The following is a 24,185-nucleotide window of genomic DNA, read 5'->3' as shown; positions in this document are numbered from 1 at the left end:
CAACCGGCGCGGCAAAAGGTCATGATTACCAGCCCGGAACCGCGCCACCGTTAAAGATAGTTTCTGCCGCCTTCGCCACTTCAGGTGACTGATAAGATTGCAGGAACTCTTTCACATTCTCGGCATCTTTGTTGTCTTCTCGCGCCACCAGAATGTTCACATACGGTGAGTTTTTGTCTTCAATAAATACGCTGTCATGTACCGGGGAAAGCCCGGTTTGCTGGATGTAGGTGGTACTGATAATCGCCACATCCACTTTCTGATCGTCCAGCACACGCGGCAACTGCGCACCTTCCAGTTCCATAATTTTCAGATGCCGAGGATTATCAGTGATATCCAACGCTGTTGGCAGCAGGCCGGTATCCGCTTTCAGCGTAATTAACTTCTCTTTTTGCAGCAGCAACAGCGCCCGGCCCAGATTGGTTGGATCGTTAGGTATCGCAATCGTTGCACCGTCTTTTAGTTCAGCGACAGTTTTGATTTTCTTCGAATAACCAGCCATCGGGAACACAAAGGTATTGCCCACCGCAACCAGCTTATAGCCGTGTGCTTTATTATCTTGTTCAAGGAACGGGCGATGCTGGAAGACGTTGGCATCCAGCTCACCATGATTGGTGGCATCGTTGGGCAACAGAGAACCGCTAAAACCCACCAGTTCTACCTCCAGACCATATTTTTCTTTAGCGACTTTCTTCGCGACCTCCGCTACATCCTGCTCAGCACCGTTAATTACACCCACTTTGATATGCTTTGCATCACTGCTCTGTTGATCGCATCCTGCCAGCAATAATCCCGCCAGTAATACCGCCGCCCCTGCCCCGAAATAAGGTATCTTCAGCTTCACGTTTTATCCTTTTGCAATAACCGCCTGATGAGTAATGAAATGACTATAGCGGGAAGGCCGCTGCGGTTTAAAAAACGAAAAAGCATCAGCAAGAAGAAAAAAGCATAAAGCAGACATATGGACAAAAATGCCCGATAGCGCTTACGCTGACCGGGCTGGTGACATGAGGTTATCTGTAGGCCGGATAAGCGAAGTGCCATCCGGCGATAGCAACATCACACCAGGGCTTTGACTATCTCCATCAGCCTGATGACATCTGCAGGCCGGGTATTACCGGTCTGTGGGTCGATAATCGAGCTGTAAACATGCGGCATGACGCGCGGTACTCCCGCCTCCAGACAGGATTGCAGGATAACGCCGAAGTTATCGAGATCGATACCGCCGGTCGGTTCAATCAGCGTCATGCCGTTTCGTGCTGCAGTCGTCGCCAGTGCGTATAGCTCAGGCAGCGACTGTTCACCGCCCATTGGGAAGAACTTCGCCGCATGGGCTCCTGAATCCAACATCATACGGACCGCTGCCTCGCAGGAAACGCGGGCTGGCGTGCCTTGGCTGCTTCTGACGCCGGTCGAGATCAACACGTCCCCCGGCGTGCCAGTGGGACTGACTAACGCGTTGATATGGGTCTGTTCACCGCCCGTTGCCGCCAAGGCGCCTGCCGCAAACCCGCAACCGGTAAAGGTCTGGTTGACGTGTGCTGGATGTACCTGTGAGGCAATCATCGCCGCTTTGTAATACTGCGCCGGGTCACCGGCCCCCAACCCCACAGAAATCGACGGCACGTCGTTCATCCAACGTTTTACTTCCAGAACCCCTTCCTCAACCGAGGAAAACTGCGCCGAAAGAATGCCAATCACCGCGTGGCCTTCGGCAGCATCATAGATTTCCCGCGCATTGGCGATATCCTTCGCCAGCACGTTAATAGCCACTTTATTACGATAAAAATTAATGTGCTGCATGTTCTGCAATCTCCTTTAATCGGGCCACGATCAGCGCCATTTCCCCTTCTGCGACCGTACGCGGGTCAAGACTAAAGACGCCCTGATGAAGGTTGTAACGGCGAGCGTAGATCGCGATATCGCCCTCACGCAGGTGCGCTTCTACAGCGTAAGCATCCATTCCCAGCACCTGCGCATTCACCCGAATACGAATCCGCCAGATGGCGCGTCCGGCCTCATCCTGCTCTATATCCGCATCCAGTCCGCGAATCTCTGAAATCGCCTGCGCCACGGGGCGGAGCTCTTCGGCAGTGACTACGGTTTGTCCCTGATGGTAGTTTTCCAGGGCATACACCAACCCAACCATATTCTCTTTGCCAATTTTCATCGCCCGGGCAATCCCGTGGTGCTGCGCTTTACACGCGGCAATCCACTGTTTCTTCCCGGTGATAAATCCGGAGGTCGGCGCGTTAAAAGCTTTTGCCCCGCTGTAGAGCACCATATCCGCCCCGCTCGCCACCCATGCGTGTAAATCCTCCTCGGCGGCAGCATCGACAATCAGCGGCAGGTTGTGAACCTGCGCGATCTGCACAAAATCCGCAATGCTCAACATCCCCTTCTGCACGCAGTGGTGCGATTTCACGTACAGCAGCGCGGCGGTGCTATCGGTAATCGCGCTCTCCAGCTGCCAGCGGGCCGCCAGATTACTTGAGCCAACCTCCACCACCCGCCCGCCGCCCAAACGGATGGCGCTGGTGATGGGCGCACCGTAGTCAACGTTATGCCCGCGCAGCATGACCACTTCATTGGCCATACCTGCGCTGTCCGGCATCAGCGAGACTCGCGCCTGGTCACCACGGGTAATGGCGGCGGCAACAGCGATAGCAATGCCCGCCGATGCACAGGAGGTGACATAGCTGTCTTCAGCCCCGGTGTAGCGGGAAACCAGTTCTCCAGTTCTGTCCACCAGCCGATCAATTTCAACAAAGGCTGAAGCAGCCCGCGCGGTGGCCTGCATTACTTCCGGCGCTACGCTGGAAACCCCCAGAATCGTCATCTTGCCGCAGGCGTTAATGACCTGTTTTAGCCCCAATTGTTGGTAGATATTCTGTGTCATGGCTTACAGCACTCCCAGCAGCGAACAGACCACGCTGAGCGCGACAATCGACAGTAAAATCGTGGTGTAACGCGGCCCTTTCTTCACCAGATAGAAATAGATGGCGAACACCGCCGCCAGCGGCAACAGGCCGGGGGCAATAGAGTCGAGGATTTGCTGGACCACCACTTCAGAGCCTTTCAGGGCGCTAAGTTTTAACGGCGTGGTGATCTTGACGTAGCTTGCAGAAAGCGCGCCCATCATGATCAAACCCAGCACGTTAGCGCCGTAGATAAGTTCCTTTATTCGCCCTCCCTGCAGCAGCCCAATTATCGAGTCACGCCCCAGCGTATAGCCTTTGTGAACCATGCCATAGCTGATTGCCAGCGTAATAGCAGGATAGAGAATTAACGGTACAATTCCGCCCATCGCGCTGCCATTCGCCGCAAACGGGATGAATATAGCAATTAACAGCGGCATCACGGCGGCCCAGATGATGGAGTCCCCCATCCCGGCCAGTGGTCCCATCAGCCCGGTTTTAATCCCGGTAATTGAGGCGTCGCTGATCGGCTCGCCGCGGGTTTTCTGTTCCTCCATCGCAATGGAGATCCCCTGAATCACCGCCCCGAACGTCTGCTCCGAGTTGAAGAAGTTCAAATGGCGTTTCAGCGCTTCAACCTGCTCCTCTTTTTGCGGGTAGAGTTTTTTGATGATCGGCGTCATTGAGGCGCAGAAAATAAGGCTTTGCAAACGTTCATAGGAGCTGGAAACTTCCGCGCCTAGCCAGTAGATAAACCAGGCTTTGGTGATGTCTGCTTTGGTCAACGTGCCGCTTTCACGCGCGCGCTCCACCAGTTCATGCTGCATTACATCGCTGCTCATCATGCTGCTCCTTCATTTTTCGCCAGACCTTTAATGAGGAAGGCCACACAGGTACCAAAGATTGCCATCGCCATGATGTCTACCTTCAGGTACAGCACCGCAAAGAAACCGCCGATAAACCATGGCAGCAGGCTCTTTTTACCGATCACCATAATGGTGATGGCGAAGCCCAGCGCCGGCAGAATGCCGCCCATAATTTCAAAGGAGTGCGTCAGCCAATGCGGCATCAGCTTAAGGAAGCTTTCCACAACGTCCTGACCAAAATAGTTGGCGGCGAAGACCACCGGGAAACGCAGTACCAGTCCGAGCAACGCCGGGTAGAGGAACGCACAGCGCATAATGCCCGCCATGTTTGCCGTTTCCGCATGCTTGTCGGCCATATGTACCCACGCCGCGTTTAGCGTGCGGCGCAACTGGTCGAGGAACACGCCGATAACGCCAAACGGGATCGCCAGTGCGATAGCCAGGTTCGGGTCCATTCCGGCCTTCACGGCGATAGGAATTGAAATGCAGGCAGCCAGCGCCGGATCCGACGGGACGTTGCCGCCTGGCGTGGAGGTCACGCCGAGATAAACCAGCTGCATACCTGCACCGATGATCATCGCCGTTTCCATGTTGCCTAACAGCAGACCAACGAATACGGCAATCACCACTGGCTGTAGCAGCATGGCGGAGAAGGTGTAGCCAAGGCGTAATCGGGCAAACCAGTAATACAACCCCATCAGGCTTGCGAAGACTAAAGTATCCATAATTAAGTACCCTGTTATCAAATAATTAGAATTTTTTCAGGATATCGTCCAGCGACTGCGGCTTATCTTCCGGGATAGTCTGGAAGAACACCTGAATCCCACGATTTTTCAGGTCGCTCAGAATGCCGACGTCTTTTTCATCCAGCGTAATGTTCTGGAATACCGCTTTGCGGTTTGGCCCACCGCCCAGCCCACCGACCTGAATGGTGGTGACATCAAAACCCAACTGGACCGCTTCCTGAACCGCCGCCAGAGAGGGGAAAAGCACCAGCACTTTGCCGTCACCAAGCTGGTTTTCTTTCCAGGCAGCCGCAAAACTTTGGTTACCGAAACAATCCACTTTGATGTTCGGCGGCGCGGCCATCAGGTAGATGTTTTTCATAAACGGATCGGCATCCAGCTCATCGCTGACCACTGCAATCCGGTTTGCCTGAGATTGCCCAACCCATTTGGTCACCACTTGTCCATGAATCAGACGGCTATCGATACGACATAAAACGATGTTTGCCATGATGTTTATTCCTTATTGTGATTGTTGTAATTGACGTACGTGGGCAACAACGTCCAGGCAGCTACTACGCCCGGCCTCGACCAGATCGGCCACGCAGGTGGTCAGTTGGCCATGCTCGCGTTTGTCGAGCGCCTCCAGTAACAAAGAGGCGTTGAGCCCTGAAATCACTGCCACTGGGTAATCGGCGCTCAGCCGTGCCGCCACGTTAGACGTGGTGCCGCCAATAAAATCGGTCAGGATCAGTGAGCCTTCCGGCATAGTTTTCACTACGGCTTCGACGCGCTGATAAAATTCGCCGAGCGTATCAACGGGCATTAGCGGAATTTCCGTCACGCCTTTGATTTCACCCATCACCATGCGCAGGCTGTTGCAAAGCTGTTGCCCCCAGCCGCCATGGGTCAGCAGCAGGATCTGGGGCAAGGATTCAGTGGTAGTCAAAATGGCCTCCTGGCTCGATTACATGAAACTTGCAATGCCTGATGGCGCTTCCGCTTATCAGGCCTACGGGAAGTGCTTTTGTAGGCTGGATAAGGCGTTTTATGCCGCCATCCGGCAAACTCATCAAAGTAAGAGCAAAGGCTGTGCCAGAATTTGTGTCACGCGGGGGAATTGTGGGTGTTGGCGGGGCGCAAAGCCCCACCAGACAAGGGATTAGCTATACAACAGTTCGTAGATATAAAAATATTCCGCGTCCGATAACCGAATGGCATAGGCCTCTTCGATCGGCAGGAAAGCAGATTTAATGACACTAAACGCACGAACATCCAGATCCGGCTTGTTCTCCAGCGCCATCTGTAACGGTTTGCGGTTAATCACGATACGCTCGACCATACAGCAGCAATGGATCAGGAAGCGCAGTGTCACCTGACGGCTCGGTTTGAGCGACAGCGCAGCGGTCAGATGATTCAGCACGCCTTCCATCTCTTTCAGAATACGCTGTGGGTTGAGCACCGAAATATGGTTAATGATGCTCTCCATAGTCAACGCGCTGATAAAGCGCATCGCGCTACGCTCCATCTCCAGTCGGCGTTCGCTGCTGGAGAGATCTGGCGTCAGCAGGCTGAGCACCAGCTCAGGGCCTTGCTCAGAGAACAACTCCTCGAGCGAGATAAACGGAATATCCGGCAGTCCTGGCTGGAAAGTACCCACTATGCCCGCCAGACGTTCACTGGCGTTAATCGCCTGCTGAACACGCTCCAGGCTGCGAACTTCGTTGTAATCGAGGATCACCATCCGTGTATCCTGCGACATCAACTCACCGAAGCTCTCTTCCAGCACCTTTTTGATTTTTTCTGCTGTTCCCATCCCGGTGATGCACGAAATGACCAGCACTTTACCGCTGTTTTCCTGCTGTGGCGTACAGAGCTGACAGGGAATATTTTTGCTCTGCATCAACGCCGCCAGTTGCGGCAAGTCGCTGGTTTCGTAGCTTAAATCCAACCCTATTTCCAGCAGACTGGTGAGCGTGATGTTGGGCATCAGCAGAACGTCTATCTGGAATAATTTGCTGATCGTACTGCCAAAATGGACCAGCGAGCCAATATCTACCATCAGGATCAATCGGCGATATTGTCGGGTCTGGATCATCTGTGTCAGGGCTTCCAGCGTGTCATGCACCGACTGCTCGAAAGGCATATCGATAGCGCTGAACACCTCGCGCTCCAGCACGCGATTCACGTACTGCGCCTGGCTTGTGGCGGTCGTCGCGCCGTGGGCAATCAAAATCACCCCGCAGTCAGGACTGGCGTCAATCCGTTGGCGGTAATGGCGACACTCTTTGAGGAACAGGCACAGCCAGACCACCTCCGTCGCCGGACACTGAATATGCAGCAGTTCATTGATTTTTCGGCATAACAGCGTGGCGTTTTCGTATTCATCTTTGCAGCGATCGAGGATCAGGCTGGAAGAATAAAGTTGCGGAATAAGGCCGCGCTGCACGTAGCCAATCAGCGCCAGAAAGTGTTTGCGCAGCGGGTTAACCAGATTTTCCGGCAGCGTAAAACCAAGCACCTGCTCAACGCAGCCGATCAGCAGCGTAACTCGCTCTTCAATCTGATCGCCATAGCGCGGGGGATGCGCCACACTATCGCGGCTGTAGAGACCATATTCAAAAATCGAGCTGAGTTTGTTTTTGAGGATTGCCAGCGTTTCAGCAGGTGGTACGTTGCTGTTACGCAGGTTGATATATTCCCGGGTCAGGAAGCTGTAAAAGAGATCGCTCTCTTCAATTTCAGCTCCGGTGGCCAGCGAATTTTTCAGTGCCGGCAACGTGCGGGCATCGATGCTCAGGTGCTCTTTGCCTTCGAACAGCGCTCCAACCAACAGACGTTGTTCCGGTGTGGCATTAAAGGGGATCTCGGTCAGACGTTTATCCAGCTGTAGAGTATCGCTGTGCTCCGTCATTCCCGAGGCCCAGGCCTGGGCGCAGAGAAACTGAATATCGCTCTTGAGCTGACCAATATTGCCTTCCAGCGGCTTGTTCAGCAGCCAGAGCAGCAGGGTACGGTCGATGCTTATCGTACGCTCGATTTTGCGGCTCTCACGCTGTAAGAAACCAACGATCAGCTCAACCTGCTCTTCCACCGAACGCTGGCGAATGCCGGGGAGATCGATACATACCTGAATACGTCGCTGGAAAGTGCGCAGCAACGCCGAACTTACCGGTTCGGTGGTCGCACATATCAGGCGAACCGAGATTGAACGCGCCACGGCGCTGGAACCCAGCGGCCGGTATTCACCTTTGTCGAGAATAGAGAACAGCTTTTCCTGACCTTCATACGGCAGACGATGCACTTCATCGAGCAGGAGATAGCCGCCATCAGCCTGTTCGACCAGACCGGGTTTATTCTCGTTTGCACCGGTAAACGCTCCCTGTCGATGACCAAACAGGTGCGATGAGAGCAGCTCCGGGTTATGCGCGTATTCCGCGCAGTTGAAATAGACCAGCGGTGGAGGTGTTCCCGGTGCACGTTCGCAGGCGAAACGGTGCATCAGTTCGGCAAAAAAGGTTTTACCCACGCCGGAGGGACCGGTCAGCAGAACATGTAGCCCGTGGGGATACAGCACCGCCGCGCGGCCTTTTTCCACCGCATCGCGCAGGCTGCGATCGTAACCAATCAGGCTGGAAAAGGGATCGTCTGTCGCCTGGTTTTCCTGAACAGGCAACAGGTCGGCAACGGTTTGCACTTCTCGCTCGGACTCATCCAGTTTGCGCCCCAGCAGCGTTTCAATCGCCTGACGATGCAGAAAGAATACCGGGCGCCCACGGCTTTTAATCGCCAGGCCGTCGTTCCAGAGCTGATTGAGATCTTTACTGACCGAGTTGCGCGCCAGCCCGAGGTTGAAGCCGATGGCCTCCGCCGTGAACGCCGTTTCCTGCGCCAGATGGGCAAGATTCAGTCCTCGCGTCAGCCGTTCCAGCTCTCCCAGTATTATCTCAATCCGTCTCATCTCTTTACCGCTTAAGAAATAAATGATTGTTCAGAACATACACTATTATGCTGCGCAAGAAAGTGAGGCGGCATCCAGACCTTCCGGTCATCAAAACGTTTTCGACAAATAATGGCGCGCGGAACCGGTTTCCGGGAAGTTATCGAGGGTCATTTGCAGCTGATAGCCGTTTTTCTGATAAAACGGCAGCGCCTGGAAACTCATGGTATCCACCAGCGCATGCAGGCATCCTCTCTCACGCGCCGTCTGTTCTGCGGCCTGCATCAATTTTGTGCCGTAACCGCCTTTACGCAGCGAGTCATGCATCCACAGAAAATCAATGCACAGCCATTCGCCTTTGATTTTGCCGATCAGCCCACCCAGAATGTCATTGCGCTCATCGCGCCAGTACACCGCCAGGTCGCCAAAATTGGTGGTTCTCAGAAACTGCCGGTTGTAAGCGCGCAATCCGGCAAGCAGGGCATTTTGATCGTCTTCGGTAATCGTATCTGTAATCTGTATTTGCATCCTATCCTCCTGAAATAACTACAACTTCTGGCTGATTTATTTTTAGACATTAACACAGGGTGATGAGTGAGTCGTATGCCGTCTACACTTACTCTTGAGATGATGCGCATAGACAACAAGGATTATTATCATGAAACGAGTCATTTTTCCGATTATTGCCGTCCTTTTCACGCTACCCGGTCTGGCACATGCCGACTCGGCTTATGGCAGTCTGCAGGCTGTACACGAAAAGAATACTGTTATGAAGGATTTACGTAAGATTTGCACCCCGCAAGGGTCGCCATCTGATGATGTGTGGGAAAAAACGATTATGGCTGATACGCGTAATCAGCAGCACATCCGCGAAGCCATTCTGGCAATTCAAAGAAACAATCAAAACAACTACTGGGAAGCGCTTGGCAAAGTTGAATGCCCGGATTTATAGGCGTGAAGCGAAATAGCCCCACGCCAGAGGGAAAGCGTTAACGCTGAGGAATAATTAAGTCGCCGCGCAGCACGTACGACCCCAGCACGCTCTGGGTTTTCTCGTTGAGCCAACTGACGATCCGCGCCGCCATGGCGTCCATGGAATATTCAATCGCCGGGATCGTAGGGATTCCCGGCAGATGCAGCGAACCGGCCAGGCTAAAGACCATAATGTCTTGCGGTACTGATTTATTAAACGCCTGCAACTGCGGGATCACCCGCTGTGCCTGCTGTTCATCCGCCACCAGCAGCGCGTTAAAATTCAGCGTTGACGCGTTGTTCAGCAGCTCCTGCAAGGCCACTGACGATGACGTTGCAGCCATAAATACCAGGTTACGGTTAAACGGCAGGAAGTTTTTTTCCAGCGCGTGTTTATAGCCCAACAGCACCTGATCGGAGAAACCCATCCCGTCCGGATGAATTAAAGCAATCTGGCGTCGGTTCTGACTTATCAGGTAGTTACAGGCGGTTTCGGTAGCGAACTCATGATCGAACTGGATGCTGTTGACGTCATCGCCGGAATCCAGACAATCCACCAGAATGACATTCTCCTGATTGATGTTCAGCGGAAAACGCGCGCCAATAATCAGGACGTCATCGCACAAGCCGCAGCTTAATTCATCAAGAGCGCTCATGACTTCCGCTTTGGTATTGGCAAAACGCAGCAGCAGGTGCTTTTGATGCTGGCTAAGATGCTTTTCCAGCGCGTAGAGATAACCCGTGGTCTGATTAATGTTGTCCTGCGCGCATATCACGCCGATACAGCCCGTAGACTGGCTGAGTAGCGACTGCGCAATCACGTTCGGACGATAATTGAGTTCATCCACCGCTTTCAACACGGCGAGGCGGCTGGCCTCTTTTACGCCACGCGATCCGCTCAACACGCGTGACACAGTGGCTTTTGACACGCCAGCCAAACGCGATACATCGTTGATAGTAGACATCATTCTCCCCTGACAGGACCCGCCTGGCCCTTTCCATCCTGAATTTAACATTGGCTCAAATAATCACCATCCGCAGTATAGCTGTTTCCGTTTTTCATGGAAACCGATTTTCCATTTGGACTCAAAAAGAGATCTTCACAGCTAATTTCGTGAGCTAAATCCAAATAATTAGCCTTATAAGAATAAGATCTTGATGGCCGTCACAGTTCTGTTTTCCATGAATGGAAACCGGTTTCCGTATGATATCAAATCAGACTCGCAATAAGTTTTTACATTTAAAGGATGGTTCACTATGTTCAGGATTATGTTGTGTTGTTCGGCAGGGATGTCCACCAGCTTGCTGGTTCGCAAAATGGTTGAAGAGGCAGAGTCTCGCGGATTGCCTGTGAAGATTGAGGCCTACGGCGTTTCCGAATTTGACATTCAGTTTCCAAATTACCAGGTGGTGCTACTCGGCCCCCAGGTAAAGTACATGCTTAATACGCTCTCCGAAAAGGCTGCCACCCAGGGTATACCCGTAAAAGCCATAGATATGATGGATTACGGTATGCAACGCGGTGACAAAGTGCTGGATTATGCTCTGTCGCTGATTGAAGCGACACACTAGAAAGGTGTCATTATGAGTTCGTTATATCAGTCAATGGTTGCCGTCATTGAACAATCCATCACCCCGCTCGCTGGCAAGTTAGGGCAGCAGAAGTATGTGATTGCAATTCGTGACGGTTTTACGGCGGCGCTGCCGTTTATGATCATCGGCTCCTTCATGCTGGTGTTTATTTTTCCGCCGTTCTCTGCCGATACCACCAACAGCTTTGCCCGGGGCTGGCTCGATTTCTCGGCAACTTATCGTGAACAGCTGATGCTGCCGTTTAACCTCAGCATGGGTGTTATGACGTTCTTTATCTCCGTGGGCATTGGTGCCAGCCTGGGCCGTCAGTTTAACCTCGATCCGGTGATGTCTGGCCTGCTGGCCTTTATGGCGTTTTTACTGGTTGCTGCGCCCTATGCCGACGGTAAAATCTCGACGCAGTATCTTTCCGGTCAGGGTATCTTTACCGCCCTCATCACCGCCATTTACTCCACCCGTATATATGCATGGCTGAAGCAGAATAACGTGACAATCCGCCTGCCGAAGGAAGTCCCGACCGGCGTCGCGCGTTCATTCGAGATCCTCATTCCGGTACTGGTGGTGATTGCGACCCTGCATCCGCTGAACCTGTTTATCGAAGCACAAACCGGGATGATCATCCCGCAGGCGATTATGCACCTGCTGGAGCCGCTGGTTTCCGCTTCTGACTCACTGCCCGCTATTCTGCTTTCTGTGCTGTTGTGCCAGATTTTCTGGTTTGCCGGCATTCACGGCTCATTGATCGTAACCGGCATCATGAACCCATTCTGGATGGCGAACCTGTCCGCTAACCAGGCCGCTCTGGCAGCGGGCGCTGCGCTGCCCCATGTCTATCTGCAAGGTTTCTGGGATCACTACCTGCTGATTGGCGGCGTCGGTTCAACTTTACCGCTGGCATTCCTGCTGCTGCGCAGTCGCGTCGCCCATCTGCGTACTATCGGCAAAATGGGAATTGTGCCTAGTTTCTTTAATATCAATGAGCCTATTCTGTTTGGTGCGCCAATCATCATGAACCCGATGTTGTTCATCCCGTTTGTCTGCGTCCCGCTGGTTAACGCCGTGCTGGCCTATAGCGCCACCAAACTCGGCTGGCTGGCACAGGTTGTTTCACTGACGCCGTGGACTACGCCTGCGCCAATCGGTGCTTCCTGGGCCGCAAACTGGGCATTAAGTCCGGTGGTGATGTGCTTTATCTGTATGGCGATGTCAGCGCTGATGTACCTTCCATTCCTGCGTGCTTACGAACGTTCTTTGCTGAAAACCGAAGAGCAAAAAGCACAGGATGCCGTCTCCGTGGCGAACGCTGCCCGTAGCAACTCATAATGAATCAAGGAGTCAGAACAATGAGATACCGTTTTCCTGAAAACTTCTGGTGGGGCAGTGCCTGCTCAGCGCTGCAAACCGAAGGGGATAGCCTGAACGGCGGCAAAAGCCAGACCACGTGGGACGTGTGGTTCGACCGTCAGCCAGGTCGTTTCCATCAGGGAGTTGGCCCGGCAACTACCTCGACCTTTTATCAGCACTGGAAACAGGACATCGCACTGCTCAAACAGCTGAAGCACAACAGCTTCCGTACGTCTCTGAGCTGGTCGCGCCTGATTCCGGACGGTACCGGCGAGGTTAATCCTGAAGCCGTCGAGTTCTATAACAACGTCATCGACGAGCTGCTGGCACAAGGCATTACGCCATTTATCACCCTGTTCCATTTCGACATGCCGATGGTGATGCAGGAGAAAGGTGGCTGGGAAAACCGTGAAGTGGTCGAGGCGTTTGGCCGCTATGCACAAACGTGTTTTACATTGTTCGGCAACCGGGTTAAGCACTGGTTTACCTTTAACGAGCCAATTGTCCCGGTTGAAGGCGGCTATCTGTATGACTTCCATTACCCTAATGTGGTGGATTTCAAACGTGCAGCCACCGTGGCGTATCACACCGTACTGGCGCATTCGACGGCGGTTCGGGCATATCGTGCCGCAAACCATGACGGTGAAATCGGCGTGGTGCTGAATTTAACGCCTTCCTACCCGCGCTCACAAAATCCGGCGGATGTAAAAGCCGCACACTATGCGGATCTGCTGTTTAACCGCAGCTTCCTCGACCCGGTGCTGAAGGGTGAATATCCGGCGGATCTGGTTGAGCTGCTGAAGGAGTACGATCAGTTACCAACATGCCAGCCAGGCGACAGCCAGTTAATCGCCGAGGGCAAAATCGACCTGCTCGGCATCAACTACTATCAGCCGCGTCGCGTTAAATGTCGTGATAGCGCCATCAACCCGGATGCACCGTTTATGCCGGAGTGGCTGTTTGATTATTACGAAATGCCAGGGCGGAAAATGAACCCCTACCGTGGCTGGGAAATTTATGAGCCGGGTATTTACGATATTATTACCAATCTGCGTGATAATTATGGCAACCCGCGCTGTTTTATTTCTGAAAACGGTATGGGTGTCGAGAATGAGCAGCGTTTTATTCAGCAAGAGCAAATCAACGACAGCTACCGTATTGAATTTGTCTCTGACCATCTTAAATGGCTACATAAAGGAATTAGCGAAGGCTGTAATTGTCTTGGCTACCATATGTGGACCTTTATTGATAACTGGTCATGGCTTAACGGCTATAAAAACCGCTACGGTTTTGTTCAGTTAGATTTAGCAACGCAAAAACGTACGGTGAAAAAAAGCGGCGAATGGTTTGCCCAGACCGCCGAAAATAACGGATTCGATTAGGAAGAGAACAACATGATTGCATTAGAAGAAGCAGTAATGGAAATCATCGTCAATGCCGGGCAATCCCGCAGTCTGTGCTTTGAAGCGCTGCATGCCGCGCGCGCCGGCAATATTGACGAGGCAAAAAGCCTGCTTCGTGAGGCTGACGGTTACGCCCGTCAGGCTCATCACATGCAAACCAAATTGATCGAACAGGACGCCGGGGAAGCCCGGCAACCAATGACATTAATTATGGTGCATGCGCAGGACCACTTAATGACGTCGTTATTAGCCCGCGAACTGTCAGAAGAAATTATTCATCTGTATCAGCGTTAATCGTTAATTACACATTCAACAACGGAGAAAGCATTACGATTAAATAAAGCAGCCCTGTACCCGTTATTAAATAGACAAATCAACTTGTTTTGGTGATAGCAAATTAAACCGAGACGGGATGGTTATTATCTTAAAATAAATTAATGCACACGCTTATTCAGAATGCTCTACGCAAACTGAAGGGTAAAGTGTCGATGAGATAACCATGAACATGATAAAAAAACTTCCAGTCACGCTGGCGGTCGTCGCCGCGCTGTGCCCAATTTCTGTCCTCGCACAGGAATTCACACAAGAACAAATCGATGCCATCGTTGCCAAAGCCGTCGATAAAGCGCTGGCTGAGCGTCAGGCAAAAATGGACGCCGCCGTGGCGAAAAAAACCGATGTCATTAACGAGCCGCAAAGTGCGGCGCAATCGCCGGATATGGCTATTCCGTTCGGTGTGAAATTCAGCGGCTATGCGCGTTACGGCGCGCATTTCCAGAGCGGCGATCAGAAATACGTTGGCGTTGATGGCTCCTACAACGGTGCTTCCGCTATCGGTCGCCTGGGTAACGAAGGCAACGGCGGCGAGTTCCAGCTCTCAAAAGCGTTCAAAAGCGATAACGGCGCCATCTGGGACATCAACGTGATGATCGACCACTGGGGCGACGAAGTTAACCTGAAAAAAGCCTACGCGGGCGTCACCAACGTACTGGAATCCAATCCCAACGCCTATATCTGGGCAGGCCGCGACTTCCACCAGCGTCCGCAACAGGGTATCAACGACTACTTCTGGATGAACCACGACGGCCAGGGCGCCGGGGTGAAGAACTTCGACATCGGCGGCGTACAGTTTGATGTCGCCACCGTTGCCGCAGTTGAATCGTGCAGCCCGGAAGTGATGGAAGACGAAGCCAACCCATCGCGTATTACCTGTACCGGCGGTTCCGGTACCGGCGATAAAGGCAACTACGCTGTGACGTCAAAAATTCACAATATGAAAGTGGGCCCGCTGGATCTGGAGATCTACGCCAACTACGGTTTTGACTCCAAAGCCGTCGAGAGCGATGACCGCCTGAAAGCCTGGCAGGGCGCATTCGTGCTGAGCCACACCAACGACAGCGGCGTGAATAAAGTGATTGCCCGTTATTCTGATAACTCCGACAACAGCGTCTATAACAAAACCGACGACCTGACTACGGTTTACGCCAGCTTCGAGGGAAGTCATAAGTTTACCCGCCAGGCGCAGGTGGAATACCTGTTAGCGTTCCATGATTACGACAACAGCACCGATAAGAGCGATAACCGTAAGAACTACGGCGCGATTGTGCGTCCAATGTACTTCTGGAACGACGTTCACTCCACCTGGCTGGAAGCGGGCTATCAGCGCGTAGATTACGACAACGGCGGGGATAACCACGGCTGGAAACTGACGCTGTCGCAGAACATGTCAATCGCCATGGGACCGGAGTTCCGCCCGATGCTGCGCTTCTACGTCACCGGCGGCAAGGTGGATAACGATCGCACCGCGCGGGTCAACGGCACGCAGGATGAAACGCTGGACGACTTTAACCTTGGTGCCATGTGGGAAGCATGGTTCTGATTAGTGAGTCGTGAAGTGCCGGATACGGCGAGAACGCCTTATCCGGCGAACAACACCGAGATTATTGCATACCTTTTATGCGAACTTTCGCTGCCACCAAAAGCGCCGTCAGCAGCATCAGGCTGCCGGAAAGCATCAGGGGCGACAGCAGTCCGAGGGTATCAAGCGCATAGCCTCCCACCGCTGCCCCGCAGGTATTGGCAAGCTGGATCACGGCGACCTGGACGGATCCGGCTTTTTCTGCCTGATCGGCAAGCGAACGGGTGATCCACGTCGACCAGCCGACCGGTACCAGCGCAAACAACAGCCCCCAAATAATCGCAATACCCGCCGCGACCACTTTGTCGCTACCCCACAGGATCAGGACCAGCGCACTGAGCGCCAGCACCAGTGGCGCACCGGCTAACGCCAGTTTGACCGAACGCTTCAAAATCATCGACGAAAACGACGTACCAACGAAACTGGCAATACCGAAGCTCAGCAGCACCAGCGTCAGGCCATCAACGTCAAAGCCCGCCAGATTCATATAGATCGGGCGAATATAGGTAAAGAAGGCGAACTGACCAGCAAAGGACATGAAGATGGCAATCATCCCGGCCATCACCCCTGGACGCTGCAACAAGCTGAACATGTTTTGTTTCTGATGCGAAGGTTCACCAGGCAGCGAAGGCAACGCTCTCACCACCCAAATCGTGCACAGCACGCCCATTACCGCCGCCGCATTAAACACGTTACGCCAGCCGATAATGCCGCCCAAAAAGCTCCCCAGCGGCGCGGCAATTACCAGCGCGATGGAGACCGCGCCAAAAATAACCGACAGCGCTTTCGGCACCGTACGTGCAGGAACCAGACGCATGGTCAGCGACGCCGACATCGCCCAGAAGCCGCCAAGCGCCAGACCGAGGCAGGCGCGGCCAACGAGCAGCAGCGAAAAAGAATTGGCAAAGGAAACCAGCAGACAGGAAAGCGTCAGTAGCACCGAAAACAGAATCACCACGTAGCGACGATCGGTCGCCTGAATAATTTGCGTCACAAACAGGCTGGCGAACATGGCGACAAATGCCGTCACGGTCACCGATTGTCCGGCCACGCCTTCAGAAATCCCCAAATCCTGCGCCATCGGCGTTAACAGGCTAACGGGGAGAAATTCAACGGTTATCAGGCAGGCAACGCAGAACGCCACGGCAAATACCGCCGACCAGTTAGGTCGGGAATTTGCCTCAGCGCGGGATTTTTGTTCAACAGCTTCACTCATTTTGTTACCTGCGTGGGGTTATTGTAGAAAAGTTACGCAGTGTAACATTAAATTTGTGACGTATTTAACGTTTTGACAACTATTCACCAGAGATCGGCTGCGCCTTATCCGGCCCAGGACAGAGTGCCCTTTCTGGCTCAATTAAGCGTCACGCGCAGCCCGGGCCAGGCCGGTTATCCACTCCTGATGACCGTTTATCATCGGATTGGGCAGCGTACGTGCCAGTTCTTGTGCCGGAACGCCAATTTGTGATTCCTGGGTCAGAATACGTACGCGCCCGCCGGGTAAATCCTCAAAGAGCCAGGCGTGGATCACATCCAGACGTGTAGTGGCGTCGCCTTCCGCCCAGCCATGCCAGGCAACACGCGCGGCCTGGCCGTCAACCGGCGGCACATACTCGGTGATTTGCGCTTCGATGGGGAAACCAAAAGTCGTAAAACGAAAACGGGCATCCATGCTTAACAATGGACCGGAACCGCCGTGAAAACGGATATCCGCCACGTTGCTGTAATACGTCGGCCAGCGCGTTGTGTCATTAAGCTGCGCCCAGACGGCACGGACGCTCAGTCCGGCAACGATAATTTCATTTGAGGCAAAGTTATCAGTCGTCCCCGGCAGATAAGCTGCAGGCCAGATAATTGCACGTTGTTGAGTCGCTTGATTCATGATGTACCTCGTCGTGTGAGTTAACGAGGTACATCATGCTTTCGCGTAAGATATAAAGATAATGACGATTCAAAATAGTCGTCATCATAAATTTTGATATCAGTGCAGCCAGTGCACGCCATCCTCGGGCTGGAAAAAGGCGTTATAGCGCATCTGGAACGCATTAAGCTCCTGTATATCCGGCTCCATCTCGCGCAGAAAACCGAGCGCCAGACGCACCTGCGCGTCGGTAATCGGTGCAGCCAGCCGGGCTTTTTGCAGCCAACGGTGCCATTGCAACAGGTTCTGCTCACTGCCGTCGACAATAACGATTTGCCAGATCAACAGCACCTGGGCAGCATTTTGTAGATGCGATTCATCAGGACGGTGGAGGTACTGTAAAAAAGCCTCACCCTGTACTTTTCCCATCTGATCGATCATCGATTCTACCGGCACGACATCAATGTTCAGCCGCTCGCTCAGACGGCGAATTGCCCGCCGCGACCCGGACGTTAGCACCCGAAATCCCACCACAAAAACAACCACCAGCGTGGCCAGCATTATCCAAATCATGCGCACATCCATTACCAGACAGGACGCCCATCATAGCGGCAAATTCACCTCTGTCGACGACTGAACGTGTCATAATGTGACTTATCGAACTCGCAGGCAGACATCATGAAATCTGATATCAGAACGCTCGATCTCAATCTGTTAAAAACGCTGGATGCCCTGCTGGATGAACGCAGCGTAACCCGGGCGGCGCAGCGGCTGTCGCTCACTCAGCCTGCGGTAAGCGGTATGCTCAACCGCCTGCGCGACTATTTTGACGATCCGCTGTTTAGTCGCACACCGCATGGCATTGTTCCGACGCTGCGTGCCCAACAGTTGGCCGCCCCGGTCAAACAGATCCTCAGCGATATCGATATACTGCTTAAACCGACACAGTTTGACCCGCTCACCGCAGCGCTCACCTTTACCGTCGCCGCTACGGATTACGCGCTCAAAGCGGTTATCGTGCCATTTATTGCCGCGCTTCGCGTGCGCGCACCGGGCATTCGTGTACGAGTGATCCCGGTTGAGCCAGTGCTGCTCACCACACAGTTTGAGCAGGGGAAAATCGACCTGGCGTTGCTGACGCCGGATTCCACGCCCGACAACCTGCATAGCCGGGCGTTATATGATGAAGAGTACGTTTGTCTCATGCGTCATGCGCATCCTGATGCGGGGCAACCGCTGACGCTCGATCGCTTCTGCGCGCTGGAGCATGTGCTGGTTTCTTATGAGGGTGAAAGTTTCTGGGGCGTCACCGATGAGGCACTGGCAAGCGTCGGACGCCAACGGCAGATTGGTTTGTCGGTTAGCAGCTTCCTGGTATTGCCGGACATCCTCGCCATCAGTGATATGATTGCCGTTGTTCCTGCCCGTCTGGCGTATGACGACACCCGTATGCACGTTTTACCGCCCCCGCTGCCCATAACCGGTTTTACAAAAAGCATGGCCTGGCATGAACGCACGCATCGCGATGCCGCTCATCAGTGGCTGCGCAATCTGGTACATGAAACCAGCCAGTTTAGAGCATAAAAAAGCCCGCCATTAAGGCGGGCAAAAGTTACCAATGCACACTTAACTCAAGCAACTTTCAATTGTTGAATCTTTTTCTCGCGGCGAATTTTACGTTCTTCAAACACGGCCACGATGGCCATCAGGCAGATACAGCCAATGGCGGCGGTATCCAGCGCAGCAAAGGTGCCTGCCCAGCCGGTCAGCCCGAAAATCGGCGTGCCGTCGGCAATCATCCCCAGACCGAGCTTGGCGAAGCTGTCACCAATCAGATAAGCGAAAGTGCCTTTAATCCCATCGGCTGCGCCGATCGCTTTTTTCGGCACAAATCCGACTGCCGCAACGCCGATTAACAGCTGCGGGCCAAACACCAGGAAGCCCAGCGCAAACAGCGAAGCCAGATAAACGTACTGGTTGCTGGCGTGCTGATAAACGCCCAGGGTGGCGATAATCAACGCCAGCGCTACACAGGCCACCAGCGCACGACGACCGTTCGCCAGGTCAGAGAGCCAGCCCCACAGCAGCGTACCGACCAACGCGCCCACTTCGAACAGGGTAAAGCCCTGAATCGCCACTTCTTTGGAAAGCTTCAGCTCCTGGAAGGCGTAGACTGTGGACCACTGGTCGATACCGATACGCACTACGTACAGGAAGATGTTCGAGAAACATAACAGCCAGATCACTTTGTTTTTCAGCACGTACTCAACAAAGATCTGCCATTTGGTCATCTCGTTTTCTTCGGTCTCTTTGTCTTCTTCGCTGATCTCCTCACCGAACAGCTCTTCGGCTTTACCGAGGCCATAAGATTCCGGGGAGTCGCTGCCGTAGCGCAGGCCGATAAAGCCGACAATCAGAGCAATAATCGACGGGAAGATAAACATACCGATGACGTGACCGTCGAACAGATAGTTAGCGCCAAACAGCGCCACGCCCGCCGCACCCGCACCGCCGAGGTTGTGGGAGATATTCCACATGCCGAGGTAAGAACCCCGTTTGCGACGCGGCGTCCATTTAGTAATGGTGGAATAGCTACATGAGCCGCCAGTACTCTGGAAGAAACCGCTCAGCGCGTAGAAAGCGATCATCAAAAACAGGCTGGTTGAACCCGCGCCCATGCTAGCGCTGAAGCCAAGCATACAGATGGCGGAGAGGATCAGCATAAACGGCAGGAACTGCTTGGTGTTTTTGCCGTCCGCGTAGTAGGAAACCAGCGTTTTACCCACGCCGTAGGTGATGGAGAAGCCCAGGCCAATCATCCCCAGCTGCGTCATGCTCAGCCCGTAGGTGGAGATCATGTCGTTCTGCGCGATGTTGAAGTTTTTGCGGATCAGGTACATGGTCAGGTAGCCGATAAAGACCACCAGATAGGACTGCATGAATGGTTTGAACCACATTTTGCGCCGCACATCGAGCGGCAGATCCAGGGTCGGCTTGCGCACCTGGTTTAGAAAGGCCAGCATTTGACACTCCCGAGCTAATTTTTATACCTGCGAATGGCAGGCATTGTAAAAATCAGCCGGAAGACGCGCCTGAGACAGCGTCCAGGTGAAACCGGGAAAATTTCTTAGTTTTGCTCCACTCGGGGCAAAAAGGTGAGGTACATCACGCTTCGTTGAGTTCGCGCGGAGCCTGGGCGTTTAAAAACGGCAGCAGCAGCAGCGCGGAAATTCCCGCCGCAATGGCGATCACCACAAAGAATCCGGTCCAGTGCCAGACCTCCATCACCTTCGCCAGCGGCCAGCCGGAGAGCGATGCCCCCAGATAAGCAAACAGCCCGACAAATCCGGTTGCCGCGCCCGCCGCCTCTTTGTGCGAACACTCCGCCGCCGCCATGCCGATCAGCATCTGCGGGCCGAAGACGAAGAATCCGGTGGTGAAGAAGCACGCGGCCTGCATCACATAGCTGGCGAACGGCATTAGCCACAGCGAGCCAACGGAGAGCAAAATTCCGGCGGCGAAAATCAGGTTCATTGGACCGCGGTTGCCGTTAAACAGCTTGTCCGAGCCCCAGCCCGCGACCAACGCGCCGATGAAGCCGCCCAGTTCGAACATGGTCACGGCGGTATTGGCAGTCACCAGATCAACGCCAAGTGTCTCCGACATATACAGATTGCCCCAGTCGTTAATCGCGGCACGGACCACGTACACCAGCACATAACACAGTGACAGCAGCCAGATATAAGGATTCAGTAGCACATAACGGGTGAGGATCTCTTTGCGGCTTAGCCCAGCGCCTTCCTGCTGTTGGGCAATTTCCAGTTCATCATGCCGCCAGTCGCCAATTGGCGGCAGACCAATCGCCTGCGGCCTGTCGCGCAGCCGCCAGCAGAGAAAAATCCCCACCACAATCGCCAGCAGACCGGCGATCATCATCCCGGCGCGCCAGCCGTAGTGCAGCGCTGTCGCCGCCATCACGATAGGGATCAGCGCCCCGCCGACGTTGTGCGCGGTGTTCCACAGCGCCCACCAGCCGCCGCGTTCAGTACGCGAATACCACGCGGTCAATAAACGCGCGCAGACCGGCGATCCCCAGCCCTGGAAAAAGGCGTTCAGCGCCCACAGCACCGCAAAGGCCCATAGCGAGGTGGAGAATCCAAACAGAATGTTTACCACGCCGGTGGCAATCAGTCCGATGCCCATAAAATAGCGAGCGTTGGATCGGTCACTGACGATACCGGAAACAAACTTCGACAGGCCGTAGGTGATGTAAAACAGCGTCGCCAGCAGCCCAATGTCGCTGCGAGTCAGCACGCCGCTGGTGAGGATATCCGGTACGGCGGCATTGAAGCTTTTGCGTGTGAAATAGAACAGCGCGTAGCCGAGCCAGATGGTGGTCAGGATATGCCGCCGCCAGTAGCGGTAGAGGGCATCCACTTCACGCTTATCAGTAATGAGCGGCGCACTGGCCGGAGCTTTTAAAAACGAAAACATGACCGCGCCTTACACATATCGCTGGGGTAACGACACGCTGACCCGCGTGCCATGCGTACAGGAAATCGAGAGCGATCCGCCGAGGGCGCTAATCCGTTCACGCATCCCAGTGAGGCCAAATCCCTGTTGATTCGACCCAGGCGGCAGGCCGCTGCCGTCATCCTCAATCACCAGCATTAGCCGTTCATCCTGTTGCCAGCCCTGAAGCGTCACCGCGCTGGCGTTGGCGTGCTTAACGATGTTGTTCAGCCCTTCCTGACAGACGCGAAACAGCGTCACCCGCTGGCTTTCGCTGAGTGCAGATTCATCAATTCGCCAGTCGAGATGGCTGACGATACCGCGACTTTCCAGCTCCATTTCGCGCATCAGTGAGCGGATGGCCTGCTCCAGCGTGAGATCGTCCAATTGACGTGGTCGCAGACGGCCTAACAGGCGACGCACCGAATCGTACACGCCGAGAGAAAGTTGTTCAATGTGCGCCCCGCTGCGCTTCACCCCTGCGTTTTCCGGCGCCAGGCGCTGGACAATACCCGCCTGGGTGCGAATGGCGGTGATGGTCTGGCCGATATCATCATGCAGTTCGCGCGCCACATCACGGCGCACGCTCTCTTCGGTTTCCAGCAGACGTTCCGCCAGACGATGGTTGCGCGCTAATTCATTTTGCAGCGACTGGTTAAGTTCGCGCAGACGCTGAATACCCGCACCGAGCAGCAGCCCGGTCAGGCTTTGCACCAGCAGCGAGAGCAACAGGTCAACGGGATGATCGTGCCAGGTCTGGCTGGCAATCAGCGCGATGGCGTTCATCAGCGTCGCAATCAGCGCCCCCTGCCAGCCGTAGTGCCAGGCCAGCGCAATGATCGGCAACGCGAGGCAAAACGGCGTGAAGCGCGAAAGTTCGGCGGGTAAACCGAGCTGTAGCCACAGGCTGACGCTAAACAGCAGCAGGTACCAGACCAGATGTCGCCCGCGCCAGTTCACCGGCTGCGACACCACCGCCGGGCCCAGCGGCAGCCAGGTCGTGCTGGTCAGATAGTGCCAGAACACCAGGCAGATCGGCGCCAGCGTTAATCCGCCGGTGAGCGTCAGCAGCAGCGCGTTCCACGCCTCTTCACCTTGCCCAAGCCAGGGCAGCGATTGCAGCAACGCCGCCGCCGTGAGCGCCGCGCCCTGCAACAACAGCGTGCGCCAGTCGCGCTGATGGCGGTATCGCGAAATCAACATCACCGGGAGTAACGTGAGGAAGCTGCCGATCATCAAAAGTGGTAAATGGGCCAGCGCCACTTCCTGCGCCAGCCAGAAAAGAAGCAGCCATTCCGCGCCCAGCAGCACCGGCCAGTAGCCGCGCGGACATTGCAGCATCAACCCCAGACGCAGGCCAAACGGAAACAGCAGTACCGCCAGCTCCGGGCGCTCAACCAGATGCAGGCTGATGCTCCACAAGCAAAACCACGCGGCGGAGAAGATAAAAAAGCAGGCAACAACGGTGATTAACCGGGAACAGAGCGTGTTCATTGCCAGCCGTCAAACATCCGGCGGGCCAGTTCGACGTCGTTGCTGACCCCCAGCTTTTCCATCAAGTTAGCGCGATGCACGTGCACCGTTTTCGGCGACAGACCCAGTTCAGCGGCAATCTCTTTGACCGCCATACCTTGCGCCAGTTTTTCCGCCACCTGACGTTCACGTTTGGTGAGAGGATCCTGACGACCGGCCGCCAGTTTGACGGCGATGTCCGGCGTCAGGTAACAGCCGCCAGTCGCCACGGTATGCACCGCCGCGATCAGCTCATCCGGGCTACAACGTTTAGAAAGGAAACCACGCGCGCCCGCGTTGAGCGCCTGCTCCACCAGCGCCGGGCTGTCGTGGACAGAGAGCATGATAATCGCCATTCCTTTTGGCAACTGGCTTAACAGTTCAAGACCGGAGATATCAGGCATAGAGATGTCGCAGATACACACCTGCACGCCGCGTCCCGGTAATCCCGCCAGCGCCTCACTGCCTGAGCCAAACTCAGCGACCACCTGCAAATCAGGTTCCAGCCCCAGCAGTTGGGCAAAGCCGGAGCGGACGATGAGGTGGTCGTCAATAAGGGCAACGGTAATCATGGGTTCATCCTGGCGCTAAGGCATGCCTGATGGCGCTACGCTTATCAGG

Annotated in this window: 24 protein-coding genes; 7 read left to right on the top strand and 17 right to left on the bottom strand. The window is 54.4% G+C overall.

Features of this window, described 5'->3' with window-relative positions:
- Positions 1–25: 25 nt before the first annotated feature.
- From nlpA to OGY68_RS03320, 9 genes are all read right to left on the bottom strand, one after another.
- Positions 26–844: a lipoprotein NlpA gene (gene nlpA / locus OGY68_RS03360; protein WP_032945419.1), complete on the bottom strand. Its 819-nt coding sequence runs from the start codon at positions 842–844 to the stop codon at positions 26–28.
- Between the two features lie 215 nt (positions 845–1,059).
- On the bottom strand, positions 1,060–1,803 hold the full coding sequence (gene dagF / locus OGY68_RS03355) for a 2-dehydro-3-deoxy-phosphogluconate aldolase (RefSeq protein ID WP_057066450.1): 744 nt from the start codon (positions 1,801–1,803) through the stop codon (positions 1,060–1,062).
- On the bottom strand, positions 1,790–2,899 hold the full coding sequence (gene dgaE / locus OGY68_RS03350; RefSeq protein WP_057066451.1) for a D-glucosaminate-6-phosphate ammonia lyase: 1,110 nt from the start codon (positions 2,897–2,899) through the stop codon (positions 1,790–1,792). Before dgaE ends, dagF begins: the two co-directional genes overlap by 14 nt.
- 3 nt (positions 2,900–2,902) lie before the next feature.
- Positions 2,903–3,763, bottom strand: coding sequence for a PTS system mannose/fructose/sorbose family transporter subunit IID (locus OGY68_RS03345; protein ID WP_005121522.1), 861 nt, complete (start codon positions 3,761–3,763; stop codon positions 2,903–2,905).
- On the bottom strand, positions 3,760–4,509 hold the full coding sequence (locus OGY68_RS03340) for a PTS mannose/fructose/sorbose/N-acetylgalactosamine transporter subunit IIC (RefSeq protein ID WP_003023960.1): 750 nt from the start codon (positions 4,507–4,509) through the stop codon (positions 3,760–3,762). Before OGY68_RS03340 ends, OGY68_RS03345 begins: the two co-directional genes overlap by 4 nt.
- 25 nt (positions 4,510–4,534) lie before the next feature.
- Positions 4,535–5,020 (bottom strand): PTS sugar transporter subunit IIB, encoded by a 486-nt coding sequence (locus tag OGY68_RS03335; RefSeq protein WP_003023959.1) that lies wholly within the window; start codon positions 5,018–5,020, stop codon positions 4,535–4,537.
- 12 nt (positions 5,021–5,032) lie between these two features.
- On the bottom strand, positions 5,033–5,458 hold the full coding sequence (locus OGY68_RS03330; RefSeq protein WP_032945423.1) for a PTS sugar transporter subunit IIA: 426 nt from the start codon (positions 5,456–5,458) through the stop codon (positions 5,033–5,035).
- A gap of 213 nt (positions 5,459–5,671) precedes the next feature.
- Positions 5,672–8,470, bottom strand: coding sequence for a transcriptional regulator DagR (gene dagR / locus OGY68_RS03325; RefSeq protein WP_032945425.1), 2,799 nt, complete (start codon positions 8,468–8,470; stop codon positions 5,672–5,674).
- Between the two features lie 90 nt (positions 8,471–8,560).
- On the bottom strand, positions 8,561–8,977 hold the full coding sequence (locus OGY68_RS03320; RefSeq protein WP_003827152.1) for a GNAT family N-acetyltransferase: 417 nt from the start codon (positions 8,975–8,977) through the stop codon (positions 8,561–8,563).
- A gap of 130 nt (positions 8,978–9,107) precedes the next feature.
- On the opposite strand from OGY68_RS03320, the gene OGY68_RS03315 reads away from it, so the two are divergent.
- A complete protein-coding gene (locus OGY68_RS03315) occupies positions 9,108–9,401 on the top strand; it encodes a YicS family protein (RefSeq protein ID WP_057066452.1) in 294 nt (97 codons plus the stop codon).
- 37 nt (positions 9,402–9,438) lie between these two features.
- On the opposite strand, the gene OGY68_RS03310 is transcribed toward OGY68_RS03315, so the two are convergent.
- Positions 9,439–10,386: a LacI family DNA-binding transcriptional regulator gene (locus OGY68_RS03310; RefSeq protein WP_032941556.1), complete on the bottom strand. Its 948-nt coding sequence runs from the start codon at positions 10,384–10,386 to the stop codon at positions 9,439–9,441.
- Between the two features lie 292 nt (positions 10,387–10,678).
- On the opposite strand from OGY68_RS03310, the gene OGY68_RS03305 reads away from it, so the two are divergent.
- From OGY68_RS03305 to OGY68_RS03285, 5 genes are all read left to right on the top strand, one after another.
- The gene (locus OGY68_RS03305; protein WP_008786511.1) at positions 10,679–10,993 is read left to right on the top strand and encodes a PTS sugar transporter subunit IIB; all 315 of its coding nucleotides are present in this window, start codon (positions 10,679–10,681) and stop codon (positions 10,991–10,993) included.
- Between the two features lie 12 nt (positions 10,994–11,005).
- Positions 11,006–12,337, top strand: coding sequence for a PTS cellobiose transporter subunit IIC (locus OGY68_RS03300; protein ID WP_008786512.1), 1,332 nt, complete (start codon positions 11,006–11,008; stop codon positions 12,335–12,337).
- Positions 12,338–12,357: 20 nt separating this feature from the next.
- On the top strand, positions 12,358–13,740 hold the full coding sequence (gmuD, locus tag OGY68_RS03295) for a 6-phospho-beta-glucosidase GmuD (protein ID WP_057066453.1): 1,383 nt from the start codon (positions 12,358–12,360) through the stop codon (positions 13,738–13,740).
- A gap of 12 nt (positions 13,741–13,752) precedes the next feature.
- Positions 13,753–14,055, top strand: a complete 303-nt coding sequence (locus tag OGY68_RS03290) for a PTS lactose/cellobiose transporter subunit IIA (RefSeq protein ID WP_008786514.1) — start codon at positions 13,753–13,755, stop codon at positions 14,053–14,055.
- 205 nt (positions 14,056–14,260) lie between these two features.
- Positions 14,261–15,640, top strand: a complete 1,380-nt coding sequence (locus OGY68_RS03285; RefSeq protein WP_008786515.1) for a carbohydrate porin — start codon at positions 14,261–14,263, stop codon at positions 15,638–15,640.
- A 61-nt stretch (positions 15,641–15,701) separates the two neighbouring features.
- Here the strand turns inward: OGY68_RS03285 and nepI are convergent, their stop codons facing one another.
- From nepI to OGY68_RS03270, 3 genes are all read right to left on the bottom strand, one after another.
- Positions 15,702–16,895: a purine ribonucleoside efflux pump NepI gene (gene nepI / locus OGY68_RS03280; RefSeq protein ID WP_008786516.1), complete on the bottom strand. Its 1,194-nt coding sequence runs from the start codon at positions 16,893–16,895 to the stop codon at positions 15,702–15,704.
- Between the two features lie 141 nt (positions 16,896–17,036).
- A complete protein-coding gene (locus tag OGY68_RS03275; protein ID WP_057066454.1) occupies positions 17,037–17,561 on the bottom strand; it encodes an SRPBCC family protein in 525 nt (174 codons plus the stop codon).
- Positions 17,562–17,660: 99 nt separating this feature from the next.
- The gene (locus tag OGY68_RS03270) at positions 17,661–18,113 is read right to left on the bottom strand and encodes a DUF1198 family protein (protein WP_048215251.1); all 453 of its coding nucleotides are present in this window, start codon (positions 18,111–18,113) and stop codon (positions 17,661–17,663) included.
- A gap of 105 nt (positions 18,114–18,218) precedes the next feature.
- Between OGY68_RS03270 and OGY68_RS03265 the strand changes: the two genes are divergently transcribed.
- A complete protein-coding gene (locus OGY68_RS03265; RefSeq protein WP_048227350.1) occupies positions 18,219–19,124 on the top strand; it encodes a LysR family transcriptional regulator in 906 nt (301 codons plus the stop codon).
- Positions 19,125–19,171: 47 nt separating this feature from the next.
- Here OGY68_RS03265 and uhpT read toward each other — a convergent pair whose 3' ends face one another.
- The 4 genes from uhpT to uhpA all read right to left on the bottom strand — a co-directional run bounded on the left by uhpT (position 19,172) and on the right by uhpA (position 24,136).
- Entirely contained in the window at positions 19,172–20,563 is a 1,392-nt protein-coding gene (uhpT, locus tag OGY68_RS03260) for a hexose-6-phosphate:phosphate antiporter UhpT (protein WP_003023929.1), read from the bottom strand.
- A 142-nt stretch (positions 20,564–20,705) separates the two neighbouring features.
- Positions 20,706–22,034 carry an MFS transporter gene (locus OGY68_RS03255; protein ID WP_008786521.1) on the bottom strand — a complete coding sequence of 443 codons (1,329 nt, stop codon included), beginning with the start codon at positions 22,032–22,034 and terminating at the stop codon, positions 20,706–20,708.
- A 9-nt stretch (positions 22,035–22,043) separates the two neighbouring features.
- Positions 22,044–23,546 (bottom strand): signal transduction histidine-protein kinase/phosphatase UhpB, encoded by a 1,503-nt coding sequence (uhpB, locus tag OGY68_RS03250; RefSeq protein ID WP_057066455.1) that lies wholly within the window; start codon positions 23,544–23,546, stop codon positions 22,044–22,046.
- Positions 23,543–24,136: a response regulator transcription factor UhpA gene (uhpA, locus tag OGY68_RS03245; protein WP_003023923.1), complete on the bottom strand. Its 594-nt coding sequence runs from the start codon at positions 24,134–24,136 to the stop codon at positions 23,543–23,545. The genes uhpB and uhpA overlap by 4 nt, the downstream gene beginning before the upstream one ends.
- Positions 24,137–24,185 lie beyond the last annotated feature (49 nt).

The organism is Citrobacter sp. Cpo065 (assembly GCF_030332805.1).
Taxonomy (GTDB): Bacteria; Pseudomonadota; Gammaproteobacteria; order Enterobacterales; family Enterobacteriaceae; genus Citrobacter; species Citrobacter portucalensis.
This window is presented reverse-complemented; position numbering and strand designations above follow the sequence as displayed.